The organism is Rhizobium sp. 01N48 (assembly GCF_056399145.1).
Genome location: NZ_JBFTQT010000001.1, coordinates 662011 through 674018 on the forward strand (window position 1 = coordinate 662011; position 12008 = coordinate 674018).

Genomic DNA, 12008 nt, shown 5'->3' on the forward strand with positions numbered 1-12008 from the left:
GAGCTTCGAAATGACCGATTTCACGCTATCGCGCCGCGGCTTCCTTGCTTCCGCCTGCTGTCTAGCTGCGGCCCCGATTCTTACCCCCGTCACCTTCGCGTCGATGCCAGGAGACAAGCGCTTCGTCACCATCGTGCTGCGCGGGGCGATGGATGGGCTGGCGCTGGTGCAGCCTTTTGGCGATGCCGGTTTCGCGGCGTTCCGGCCGACACTGGCGCTGACGCCTGAGACCGGACTCATCGATCTCGACGGGCATTTCGGCCTGCATCCCTCGGCGGCCGATCTGATGCCGCTGTGGCGAAGCCGCGAGCTCGCCTTCGTGCATGCTGTGTCGACGCCCTATCGGGACCAGCGCAGTCATTTCGACGGCCAGGACATGCTGGAATCGGGCGGCGAGCATGTCTCGGAGGAAAAGACAGGGTGGCTCAATCGCGCGCTTGCCGTCATCCCGCGATCGGATGCGCGCAAGGCGATCGATGTGAATACCTCGACGGAGCTGATCCTGACCGGGCCGAACAATGTCGATGTCTGGGCGTCGGATTCCAATCTCGGGCCGGCCCGCGACGAGACGCAGTTCCTTCAGCGGCTTTACGCCGGCGACCCGGCCTTTGCGAAGGCGATGGAGGAGGCGACGCGCGCCAACAGCGCCTCCATGGTGGCCGAGCCCGGCGGGCCGCACGGACAGAAGGTGGCGGATGTGGCGGCCCTTGCCGGCAACATGCTGAAGGGCGACTACCGGATCGCCAGCTTCTCCATTACCGGCTGGGATACGCATGTCGGCCAGATCGGACAGTTCAAGCGTCCGGTGCAGGATTTGACGGAGGCGATCTCCACGCTGAAGTCGACGCTGGGCCCGGACATCTGGTCGAAGACCGTGGTGCTCGCGATGACCGAATTCGGCCGGACGGTTCGGGAGAATGGGTCCGGAGGGACAGACCATGGCACAGGCGGCTGTGCCGTTCTGGCGGGTGGCGCGATCAATGGCGGTCGCATCCTCGGCCGCTGGCCGGGGCTTGGCGATCAGCAGCTTCTCGATGAGCGCGATCTGGCGCCGACCGCCGATGTGCGGGAGATTGCCGCAGCCATGCTTTACCGGCAGTTCGACGTGACGGTCGATGATCTGACGGCCAAGATATTTCCGGGTGTCACCTTCGACAAGGGATCGCAGTTCCTGCGGGCTTGAGCCGGTTGGCTGGTTTCGCCGGGCTCAACGCTCGACGAAGGCGCGCAGGCGTTCCAGCGCGTCGTCCCACTGCCGGGAGACGCCGTCGAGATAGGCGCGCATGATGTCGATGCGGTCACGGCGGAAACTGTAGTGGCTTTCGCGACCGACCTTGATGCTTTCGACGAGGCCGGCTTTTTCAAGGACAGTCAGGTGCTTGGTGACCGCCTGGCGTGTCAGTTCCGTGCCGCCGGAGAGGCCGGCGATCGAGGACGGGCGGCCGTCGCTCAGCGCGGTCAGCAAGGACAGGCGGGTGGGGTCGCCTAGCGCCGCGAAAAGTGCGGCGGCGTCTCGTCCGGCCGTGATGGCGCCAAGGTTCGGCATTTGCTCAGCGTTCGACATGGGCCTTTACGTTCTTGATCTGCTCGGCCCATCCGCCGTCGTTCATGCGGAAGGCCTCGGCGCGGCGGTATTCGGGCACCTTGTCGAAGCCGGACTCGGTAATGGTCAGCCGGGTGCCCTTGGCTATCGGCTCCAGACGGAATTCGACCAGCGTCGGGATTTCGGCGGAATAGTCTGTATCCGGATCGACCGCATAAGGGAGCCAGGTGAACGAAAACAGCGTTGGTTCCTCGATGCGCTTGACGGTGACCGTCCAGCGGAGATGCTCGTAGCCGGGATAGAGGATCTTGCCGGTGGCTTCCTCTCCGGCGACGAAGGGCGCGTCGATCTTGACGCGGAACCATTCGCCGAATTCGTGATAATCGCTGATGGCCTGCCACACGCGGGCAACAGGGGCATTGAGTTCAATGGTCTTTTCGATGCGATCGGACATATTGGCAACCTCCTGGTTGCCTTTTTATCGCTCGGTTCGTTGAGAAAGGCAACCGAAAAGTTGCCTTTCTCGGATTTTGGTCTATTCGGCCGGAACCGGCTTGGGCTGGCCGTTCTCGTCGAGCGCCACCATGATGAAGGTTCCGGCGGTGACTTTTTCCATCTTGTTGTAGCGGGCCCGGGTCGCCCAGGCCTCGATACAGAGGGTGATCGAGGTGCGGCCTACGCGCTCGATCTCGGTATAGATGGACAGCGTATCGCCGATCTTGACGGGCAGGGCGAAAGCCATCTCCTTGACGGCGGCGGTCACGACGCGGCCCTTGGCGCGCTCGGCCGCCGAGATGCCCGATGCAAGGTCCATCTGCGCCATGACCCATCCGCCGAAGATGTCACCGGCCGGGTTGGCATCGGCGGGCATCGCCATGGTCCTCAGGGTCAGTGTGCCTCTCGGCTTGGGGGCTTCGGTCATTGGCGCTCCTTTGCATGCGGGTTTTCTGGTCGATTCCTGCGGACCCTAGCGCATCGGCCGAGAAACCGAAATCGGAGCTGATCGACAAAGTGTGCGCGTGCCACTGCCGCAAGGGGCTCGCGGTTCGGCAATCGTCATTCGATCGCCGTCAGCGAGCAATCCTGCTGATCTCGCTTGAGTTTTCGCCCTCTGGTAGTAAGGTCGCGGTGGGACATTGAAAATGGGGGCTTTCGATGCGGCTTTTGGCGATGGGTGTGGCGACCGTGGGCCTCGCGCTGTTTTCCGCTCTCTCATTCAATTCAGGACGGGCCGTCGCTGCCGATTTCGACAACAGCCGGATCGCGCCGGAGCCCGAGTGGGCGGTGACCGTCAGCCCTTACGTGTGGGCCGCATCGCTGAATGGCAGCGGATCGCTGGCCGGCTTCGATACAGATGTGGACGTTCCTTTCTCCGATATCTTCGACCATCTCGATTTTGCTCTCATGGGCAATATCGAGATCACCAATGGCCAATGGGGCGTCTATTTCGACGGTCAGCATGTAAAGACCAGCCAGGACGAGCAGGTGTTCGCGCACACGATCGGGCTCGACATCACCACGACCACCCTGGCGGCGGGTGCCTTCTTCAAGGCATATGAGGCGGTTCTCGGCGGCGACACGGTGTTCGGCAAGCCGCGAACGCTGTCGATCGAGCCGACCGCCGGTGTGCGCTGGACGAAGCTCGAGGCCGATGTCGAGGCTTTCGGCCTTCGCGCGTCAAAGAGTTCCGACTGGACCGATCCCTTCGTCGGCCTGCGGCTGAATGCCGATCTCAACGAGCGCTGGAACCTGTTTGCCGAGGCCGATGTCGGTGGCTTCGGCGTGGGGTCGAAGGTGAGCGTCAACGCACAGGCCTATCTCGGCTATCGCACCATGATGCTCGGTCATCCGACCGTGCTCAGGGCAGGGTATAGGCTTCTCTACCAGGATTACGAAAACGACGATTTCACCGGCGCGAACAAGTTCAAATGGGACGTCAGCCAGCACGGCCCTGCGATCGGGTTTTCCATGCGCTTCTAGCTTCCGCGATCACCGATATTGGAGAAGCCCCGTGTCTTCGAACCGCCGTCCATCTCGTTCACGCGCTCGCACGGTCGCGACCGCCGTCATCGCGTCCGCGCTGCTTTTCGCCGATGTCGCCGATGCCTGCACTCGCCTGGTCTATCTCGGCCCGGATGCGAACGTCATCACCGCACGGTCGATGGACTGGAAGAGCGATATCACCACCAATCTCTATATCCTTCCACGCGGCGCTGAGCGCAGCGGCAAGGCCGGGCCGAACTCCATCCACTGGACCTCGAAATACGGGAGCGTCGTCGCGACCGGGTATGATGTGTCGACCACCGATGGGGTGAACGAGGCGGGGCTGAACGCCAACCTCTTGTGGCTGGTCGAATCCGAATATCCGCCCTTCGACAAGTCGAGCAAGCCCGGCCTCACCATCGCGGCCTGGGCGCAATATGTGCTCGATAATTTCGCCACGGTCGATGACGCGGTGGCGGCGCTCAGCCAGGAGCCATTCACCGTCGTCACCGACAATGTGCCCGGCGAGAACCGGCTGACGACGCTGCATCTGTCGATGTCGGATGCGACAGGGGATAGCGCCATCGTCGAATATATCGGCGGCAAGCAGGTCATCCATCACGATCGCAAATATCAGGTGATGACCAATTCGCCGATCTTCGAACAGCAGCTCTCCTTGAACTCCTATTGGCAGCAGATCGGCGGAACCGTCATGCTGCCGGGCACCAACCGGGCGGCCGACCGCTTCGCGCGCGCCTCCTTCTATGTCAACGCGATCCCCAAGGACGAGAGCCCCAATAGGGCGCTCGCAAGCGTCTTCAGCGTCATCCGCAATGTCTCGGTGCCCTATGGCCTCAACACGCCGGAGGAGCCCAATATCTCGTCGACGCGCTGGCGCACCGTGTTCGATCACAAGCGCAAGCTCTACTTCTTCGAGTCGGCGCTCACACCCAACACCTTCTGGGTCGATCTGAAGACGATCGACTTCGCCAAGGATACAGGCAAAGTGAAACGGCTCGACCTCGGCGAGAGCCAGGACCATACCTATTCCGGAAACGCGACATCGGAATTCAAAGATGCCAAGCCCTTCGTCTTTCTTGGCCTGGGTGAGTAGAAGGCGGGCAGCGCAGGGATTATCTTCGTCTGAGATCGCCGTCGGTCGTTGCGGCTAAAGGTTGGGGAGTTGCATGAGGCGTCTGCTCGGTGGTCTTTTTCGCTCGCTGTCGGTGATCGGGCTGGTGCTCGCCTTCGCCTTCTTCGCCGCGTCGCTGACGCCGACGCTGATGCCGCGATCCTATATCGTGCAGGGGGCGCTGTCGGGTATTTGCGCGGCCGTCGGTTATCTTATCGGGGTTGCCGCCGTCAGCCTGTGGAAATATCTCGAACTGCCTTATCGTGGACCGCTTCTGTCGCAGAGGATAGCCGTGCTGATCTGCGGGTTGATCGTGGCCGTGGTCTTCCTCTGGCAGGCGGCCGGCTGGCAGAATTCGATCCGCGAGCTCTGGCATATGGAGCCGCTCGAAAGCGCCGAGCCGTTCAAGCTCGGAGCGCTTGCTTTCGTCGTCTTTCTCGTTGCGGTGCTGCTGGGACGCCTGTTCCTGCTGACCTTCCGGTGGATATCGCGGTGGCTCGATCGCTTCGTGCCGCGACGCGTTTCCAATGTCATCGGCTTTGCGATCGCGGTGGCGCTATTCTGGTCGGTGGCCGAAGGGGTGTTGATGCGCGGGGCGCTGCATGCGATCGATTCCTCGATGCAGCGGCTGGATGCGCTGATCGAGGATAATGTGCCGATGCCCGCCGATCCGGCCAAGACGGGAAGCAAGGCGTCTCTGGTCGCCTGGGACGGGCTTGGGCGGCAGGGGCGGCATTTCGTGGCGTCGGGGCCGAGCGCTTCCGATATCGGCGGCTTCTGGAAGGGCGAGGCGCGCGAGCCCATTCGCGTCTATGTCGGCCTCAACAATGCCGACACGATCGAGGCGCGCGCCAAGCTTGCGCTCGAGGAGTTGAAGCGGGACGGTGCGTTCGAGCGGTCGATGCTCGTGATTATCGCGCCGACGGGCACCGGCTGGGTCGATCCTGCGGCGATGGACACGCTGGAATATCTGAAGCAAGGCGATGTCGYGAGCGTGGCGCTACAATATTCCTATCTCTCGAGCTGGCTGTCGCTGCTGGTTGAATCCGAGTATGGCGCGCAGTCGGCCAAGGCGCTGTTTCGCGAGGTCTACGGCTACTGGACGACATTGCCGCACGACAAGCGGCCGAAGCTCTACCTGCATGGCTTGAGCCTAGGCGCGCTGAACTCGCAGCTCTCGGCCGATATCTTCGATGTGATCGCCGATCCGTTCCAGGGCGCTCTGTGGAGCGGCCCGCCTTTCGAGAGCCGGATGTGGAATGCGGTGACGGCAGGGCGCAATCCACAATCGCCGGCCTGGCTGCCGACATTCCGCGACGGCTCGATGATCCGCTTCACCAACCAGGAGAACCATCTCGACCTTCCGGGTGCGGCGCAATGGGGGCCGATGCGGATCGTCTATCTGCAATATGCAAGCGACGCGGTGACGTTCTTCGATCCGCACTCCTTCTATCGCGAGCCGGCGTGGATGCAGGCGCCGCGCGGGCCGGATGTTTCGCCGAGCCTCAGATGGTTTCCCGTGCTGACGATGTTCCAGTTGCTGTTCGATCTGATGATCGCCACGACGTCGCCGATGGGCTATGGCCATGTCTACGCGCCCGAACATTATGTCGACGCCTGGATCGCCGTTGCCGGATTGACGGTCGATCCCGGCGAGGTGGCGGCGCTGAAGACACGCTTCGCGCAAGCAGCCGCTCAAGGCGGTAATGACTGAAATAGCACACCTGCGATGATTGCCTGTCCGGTTTCGACTGTTCATAAGCGGGAATATGATCGTGATTAACCACGTTCATTATGGGTTCGTTTAGGCTCCCGTAGCAGTTTGCGCCGGAGTGGCTGGGAAACCACATCTTTGAGGTTCAAACTGATGACCTATAGCGGGTTGCTTCTTTCCGCCGTCGTTGCCGGCCTGATCACGATCCTTGCGATCGGCAGCCGTCCTGCATCCGAGACCGCGTCCAACTGGCCGCAGATGGAACTGACGAAGACCGATCGCATCGTCACCGGAAGTGTGCCGGCGCGGTAATTCTCTGCGATCCGGCGAAGCCGCTTTGGGCGGCTTTGCCAATTCAGCAAGACTGACTCTGCCGGATATGGCTCCACTACAATAAATCACTCATTTGTTTTCATGGGTGGCGCAAGTAAACGATTAATTTACGGCAACCTAAGAGAGTGGGGTATTGAAGGCGTTACCCGATGAATAGCTCCACACCTCGTTACGATGTAATTTGCGATCCGCTCGACATGTGGATGGTCTGGGACCATCAGGCAGAAGAGCCCGCATGCTTTGGCGGCCAGATCCTCAACGGATTGACCGAAGGCCATGCTGTCGAGGTCGCCAAGATCATGAACGAGATCTATGGAAGCGGCCGCCCGGTTCGTCGCGCCGCGATCAACTTGTCCGACGACAAGGATCTGCGTTACGTCAGTTGACGCTGCGGCTCGTCCGCTCTGCAGTTCCCGTCTTGCTGTTCGCAGCACCTCTTTCCAGCCTGACAGACAAACCTGCGCACTCGTCGCCGATCGGTGATCATTGCGCGCCGATCCCGGATTTTTCGTCCGGATTAGGGCTTTTGTTTCAAACGCTTCCGCAATCGTGATCGGCCACGCTGGCCTTGTCCGGGCTTGTTCGGGCTTGGGGTAAGGTTTCGTTCACCGCTTTTTATTAAATTTGGACCGAAGTTTTTTGGTCACTGCCGATCTTCGGAAGCGATGAGAGTATGGCGTTTGTTTCCATCATGCGGCGTTATGTGCTGCCCGTGCTGCTGTCGACAGCGCTGACGACGTGCTCGACGGATGCGCTCGTTCCGCCCGGCAGTGTGGATAGCGGCACGAAGGTCGGTTCCATTTCGCCGCCCCGGCGCCAGGCGCCGGTCAACATGCCCTCCAGCGCCATCGATCAGGCCTATCCCGCCGGCAGTCAGCCCGTCCAGGGCTCCGTCGATTATATGAATACGCCCAATCTTGCGGGGCGCGGACAGGCGAGCGCGGCACCTCCGATGACCAACGATCAGGCGTCGGCCGGTGCGCGCGGTGCTGCCGGTCAGTTCAGCGGTCAGCCGGCCACCGGGGGCGGGACGCAGTCGCTTTCAGTGCCGCCCGAGGGCGTCAACATGGATGCCGAGCTCGGGGCTGAGCCGGTCACCGGTCTTGCGCAGGAAGAGCAGCAGCAGATCGCCGAGGGGCAATCGGACCAGCCTGTCGTCGATGGCATCGGCACGGACAATCCAACCCAGATGAACCGCATGCGCGCGCCACGGCCAGCGAGCCAGGCTGCGATGGGGCAACAGCAGCAGGTCTGGGGCGACGGCAGCGCTGTCGTGGCGCCGGCGCGCGTGCCTGAAGAGAGCGAGCCGCAGGAAGTGGCGATGCTGCGGCCGAACAACCCGATGGACAGCGAGCCCCAAATGAGCCAGCCGGCGCCGGTGGTGCCCGGCGTCATGCCGAGTTCGGAGCTCTCCTGCCGGCGCGAGCTGAAACGTATGGGCGTCGTCTTCACCGACAAGCCGCCGATCTCCAACGGGCCGGCGTGCCAGGTGCCTTACCCGATCTCGCTACAGGGTCTGTCCGGCAATATCGGCGTTCGCCCGGCTGTGACTTTGAACTGCCAGGTGACGCTTGCCTTCGCCAAGTGGGTGAAGAACGAGCTCGCGCCATCGGCACGGTTTCGCTACTGGTCCGGCATCAAGACGATCCAGCCGCTTGGCGGCTATAGCTGCCGCCGGATGAACAACAGTCGCCAGCGCTACAATCCGATGTCCGAACATGCGCACGGCAACGCGATCGATGTCGGCAAGTTCGTGTTGAAGAGTGGCCACGAGATCGACGTGCGCAAGAAGGGGCTGTTCTCCTTCCGCGAGGGCAAGCTGCTGAAGGCCGTGCGGACTGATAGCTGCAAGTATTTCAACACGGTGCTCGGCCCCGGCAGCAATCCGGAGCACTGGAACCACTTCCATTTCGATCTGCGCGAGCGCAAGAGCGGCAAGGTCTATTGCGACTGACGGCATTCCCGGCCCGGCATCGACGTGGCTGCGGGAATCGCTCTAAACGGGCTCCCTATCAGTAAGAGGAGATCGTTGTGGCCGAGAAGAAGCGTCCGAACATTCTGTTTTTCATCGCGATCGTCGTGATCGCCGCCGTCGCGGTGTTCGGCGGCCGTTGGTATGCCTATGTGGCCTATGCGAGCGATCCGTTCGATGAAGTGGGGATCAGCCTCAACATGAAGATGCCCGATTTCATTCGCGTCAAAGGCTGCGAGATGCTGAAGGCGCGCTTCGAAGGCAAGACGTTGCCGCCGGCTGGCTGCAGCGTGAACGGCGCCTGGTAGCAAGGTCGTGGGGGTCTTGAAGTCCTGATGATCGGGGAACCGTGTTTTCAATTGCATCGTTTTCGAGCAAATGAATACTCTGTTCGCAGTCAATGGGATGTAAAACTGTCGCGGAGCGGCTATATAGCGGCGAAATCCTTCCTTTCGTCTTCAAGAGCCCTTCATGGCCCCCATCATTTCTATCCGCAATCTCACGAAAATCTACGGTAACGGCTTTCAGGCGCTAAAGGGCATCGATCTCGATGTGGAGAAGGGCGAGATCCTCGCGCTTCTCGGCCCGAATGGCGCAGGGAAAACGACAATGATCTCGATCGTCTGCGGCATTGCCAATCCGAGCGGGGGAACCGTGCTTGTCGGTGGCCACGACGTGGTCAAGGACTTCCGGGCGACACGGTCGATGATCGGGCTTGTGCCACAGGAGCTGACCACCGATCAGTTCGAGACGGTGTGGAACACAGTCAGCTTCTCGCGCGGCCTGCACGGCAAGAAGGCCGATCCCGCGCATATCGAAAAGGTGCTGCGCGACCTGTCGCTGTGGGACAAGAAGGACAATACGCTGCGCCAGCTTTCCGGCGGCATGAAGCGGCGCGTCCTGATCGCCAAGGCTCTGAGCCACGAGCCTGAAATCCTGTTCCTCGACGAACCGACGGCCGGCGTCGATGTCGCGCTGCGCAAGGACATGTGGCACGTCGTCGAGAAACTGCGCGAGGCGGGCGTCACCATCATCCTGACGACGCACTATATCGAAGAGGCCGAGGAGATCGCCGACCGCGTCGGCGTGATCAATGGCGGCGAGCTGCTGCTCGTCGAGGACAAGACGGCGCTGATGGCCAAGCTCGGCCGCAAGCAGCTGATCCTGGAGCTGACCGAGCCGCTCGAAGAGCTGCCCGCGAGCTTCGCCGGCAACGGGCTTGCGCTCACCGCCGGCGGCAACCGGCTGACCTATGAGTTCGACGCCGAGAACGACCAGGAGAGCATCGCCGCGCTGCTGACGCGGCTTGCCGAACACAACATCCATTTCAAAGACCTGTCGACGCAGCAGAGTTCGCTCGAAGACATCTTCGTGGCGCTCGTGGGAGGCGCAAAATGAACTTCGAAGCCGTCAAATCCATCTATTTCTTCGAAATGGCCCGCACCCGCCGCACCTTGCTGCAGAGCGTGGTTTCGCCCGTCATCTCGACATCGCTCTACTTCATCGTCTTCGGTGCGGCCGTCGGGTCGCGCATTCAGGAAGTCGAGGGGATCTCCTATGGAGCGTTCATCACGCCGGGCCTGATCATGCTGACGCTGCTCGGGCAGTGCATCGGCAACGGCTCCTTCGGCATCTATTTCCCGAAGTTCACCGGCACGATCTACGAAGTGCTGTCAGCGCCGGTGGCGATGGCCGAGATCTTGCTCGGCTATGTCGGGGCTGCCGCGACCAAGGGGCTGATGATCGGGGTGATCATTCTTCTGACGGCGAATTTCTTCGTCGAGGTCAGGATCGAGCACCCCTTCATGATGGCGCTGTTCTTCGTGCTGACCGCCGTGACCTTCAGCCTGTTCGGCTTCATGATCGGTCTGTGGGCAAACAATTTCGAGCAGCTGAACCTGATCCCGATGCTGGTCGTGCCGCCGCTGACCTTCCTTGGTGGCAGCTTCTATTCGATCAACATGCTGCCGCCCTTCTGGCAGGCGGTCAGCCATTTCAATCCGGTGCTCTATTTGGTCAGCGGTTTCCGCTGGAGCTTCTACGGCATCGCCGACGTCAATCCGCTGATCAGCCTCGGTATGATCTCGCTGTTCCTGGCGATCTGCCTGGGAACGCTCGGCTGGATGTTCCGGACCGGCTACAAGCTGCGCAACTGATGCGGCGTCATCGCCGATCGATGGCCTCGCGCGGCGGGGAATCCTCGTCGCGTTCCGGCCGGGCACTCAGCGTCATGTACGTCACGATGACCACGATCGCGCCGAGGAAGAGAAGGCTCGTATAGATCGTCCCAAAGCCGAGGCCACCATACTCGACCGGCTGTGACAGCAGGTCGCCCAGCGATGCGCCAAGCGGACGCGTGACGATATAGGCGAGCCAGAAGGCGAGAATGGCGTTCATGCCGCCGCGATAGTAGGCGAGTGCTATAGCCGCGATCACGCCAGCGAACAGCAAGGCTGTGCTGAGATAGCCGAGTTCCATCCGTTCGGCGACGAGATCGCCGGCGGCTGTGCCGAGCGCGAAGGTGAACAGGATCGCCAGCCAGTAGAGTGCTTCACGCCGTGTCGTGAAGATGGTGTGGATGGAGAGCGTGCGTTCGAGCGCGTACCAGCCGAGGAAGGTCAGAAACAGCGCGATCGAAAAGCTGATGGTGGTGACATCAAGCGGGACGCCGAAGTTGTCGACCAGATTGTCGGTGACCAGGGTTCCGACAATGCTGATCAGCACGACGGCGGCCCAATAGGCCGATGGGACGTATCGCTTCATTGAAAACTGGATGGCGATGGCGACCGCGAGGATGGCCGCCATGATCACGGAGGTCGCTGTCAGGCCGAGCCCCAGATTGACGGCAAGATAATCGGCGGCCGTCTCGCCCATGGTGACGGCCATCAGCTTGATCAGCCAGAAATCGACCGTCACGTTCGGGACGCGGTTGGCGGGCTCGCGGCCCGCTCGAATGGCGTTTGTCATCACGATGCCTCGCTTCTTACTTGCCCATGATCTTCATGGCTTCGGCTAGAAACTTGTCGGAGCGCGCGTCGTCGTCGGCGTTGCAACGTTCGACGGCCTTGGTCTCCAGGTCGTTCACCTTCTTTGCGTCGGCATCCGCGAGCTTCGCTGTTGCCTTCGTGGCGCGCATGTCCTTCAGCATGTCCTCGCAAGGTGCCGGTGCTGCATGCGCGGGCATCGAGACGAGAACGAAGCCGAGTGCGACGAGGGCGTTCAGGATGCCTGCTGCGGCGATGGTCTTCATGATGCGTGTCCTTCTATTGATTGACCGTGTTGAGCGGGGCGCGGCTTTGCTCGCCGATCCGCAAACAGACACTAGGGGTAC

15 protein-coding genes are annotated in these 12008 nt (G+C 61.6%); 10 read left to right on the top strand and 5 right to left on the bottom strand.

Going from position 1 to position 12008, the window contains the following annotated elements; genetic code table 11:
- Positions 1-10: 10 nt before the first annotated feature.
- A complete protein-coding gene (locus AC1DOG_RS03380; RefSeq protein ID WP_477926823.1) occupies positions 11-1183 on the top strand; it encodes a DUF1501 domain-containing protein in 1173 nt (390 codons plus the stop codon).
- 24 nt (positions 1184-1207) lie between these two features.
- Here the strand turns inward: AC1DOG_RS03380 and AC1DOG_RS03385 are convergent, their stop codons facing one another.
- From AC1DOG_RS03385 to AC1DOG_RS03395, 3 genes are all read right to left on the bottom strand, one after another.
- Complete coding sequence (locus tag AC1DOG_RS03385) at positions 1208-1546, bottom strand: ArsR/SmtB family transcription factor (protein WP_477926888.1); 339 nt, start codon at positions 1544-1546, stop codon at positions 1208-1210.
- Between the two features lie 4 nt (positions 1547-1550).
- Positions 1551-1997, bottom strand: coding sequence for an SRPBCC family protein (locus AC1DOG_RS03390; protein WP_477926824.1), 447 nt, complete (start codon positions 1995-1997; stop codon positions 1551-1553).
- An 81-nt stretch (positions 1998-2078) separates the two neighbouring features.
- A complete protein-coding gene (locus tag AC1DOG_RS03395; protein ID WP_026283372.1) occupies positions 2079-2465 on the bottom strand; it encodes an acyl-CoA thioesterase in 387 nt (128 codons plus the stop codon).
- Between the two features lie 233 nt (positions 2466-2698).
- Between AC1DOG_RS03395 and AC1DOG_RS03400 the strand changes: the two genes are divergently transcribed.
- The 9 genes from AC1DOG_RS03400 (at position 2699) to AC1DOG_RS03440 (ending at position 10833) form a co-directional block, all read left to right on the top strand.
- The gene (locus tag AC1DOG_RS03400) at positions 2699-3523 is read left to right on the top strand and encodes a hypothetical protein (RefSeq protein ID WP_477926825.1); all 825 of its coding nucleotides are present in this window, start codon (positions 2699-2701) and stop codon (positions 3521-3523) included.
- 88 nt (positions 3524-3611) lie between these two features.
- On the top strand, positions 3612-4640 hold the full coding sequence (locus tag AC1DOG_RS03405; RefSeq protein ID WP_477926889.1) for a linear amide C-N hydrolase: 1029 nt from the start codon (positions 3612-3614) through the stop codon (positions 4638-4640).
- Positions 4641-4713: 73 nt separating this feature from the next.
- Positions 4714-6372: an alpha/beta hydrolase gene (locus tag AC1DOG_RS03410; protein ID WP_477926826.1), complete on the top strand. Its 1659-nt coding sequence runs from the start codon at positions 4714-4716 to the stop codon at positions 6370-6372.
- Between the two features lie 138 nt (positions 6373-6510).
- Positions 6511-6684, top strand: a complete 174-nt coding sequence (locus tag AC1DOG_RS03415) for a hypothetical protein (protein WP_155947803.1) — start codon at positions 6511-6513, stop codon at positions 6682-6684.
- A gap of 170 nt (positions 6685-6854) precedes the next feature.
- Positions 6855-7091, top strand: coding sequence for a hypothetical protein (locus AC1DOG_RS03420; RefSeq protein ID WP_026283371.1), 237 nt, complete (start codon positions 6855-6857; stop codon positions 7089-7091).
- A 287-nt stretch (positions 7092-7378) separates the two neighbouring features.
- A complete protein-coding gene (locus AC1DOG_RS03425) occupies positions 7379-8659 on the top strand; it encodes an extensin-like domain-containing protein (protein WP_477926827.1) in 1281 nt (426 codons plus the stop codon).
- A 77-nt stretch (positions 8660-8736) separates the two neighbouring features.
- Positions 8737-8985, top strand: a complete 249-nt coding sequence (locus AC1DOG_RS03430; RefSeq protein WP_018900603.1) for a hypothetical protein — start codon at positions 8737-8739, stop codon at positions 8983-8985.
- Positions 8986-9148: 163 nt separating this feature from the next.
- A complete protein-coding gene (locus tag AC1DOG_RS03435; protein ID WP_477926828.1) occupies positions 9149-10075 on the top strand; it encodes an ABC transporter ATP-binding protein in 927 nt (308 codons plus the stop codon).
- Complete coding sequence (locus AC1DOG_RS03440) at positions 10072-10833, top strand: ABC transporter permease (RefSeq protein ID WP_018900601.1); 762 nt, start codon at positions 10072-10074, stop codon at positions 10831-10833. The genes AC1DOG_RS03435 and AC1DOG_RS03440 overlap by 4 nt, the downstream gene beginning before the upstream one ends.
- 7 nt (positions 10834-10840) lie before the next feature.
- On the opposite strand, the gene AC1DOG_RS03445 is transcribed toward AC1DOG_RS03440, so the two are convergent.
- Together AC1DOG_RS03445 and AC1DOG_RS03450 are read right to left on the bottom strand one after the other, a co-directional pair.
- Entirely contained in the window at positions 10841-11644 is an 804-nt protein-coding gene (locus tag AC1DOG_RS03445; protein ID WP_477926829.1) for a COG4705 family protein, read from the bottom strand.
- A gap of 16 nt (positions 11645-11660) precedes the next feature.
- Entirely contained in the window at positions 11661-11927 is a 267-nt protein-coding gene (locus AC1DOG_RS03450; protein ID WP_047512316.1) for a hypothetical protein, read from the bottom strand.
- Positions 11928-12008 lie beyond the last annotated feature (81 nt).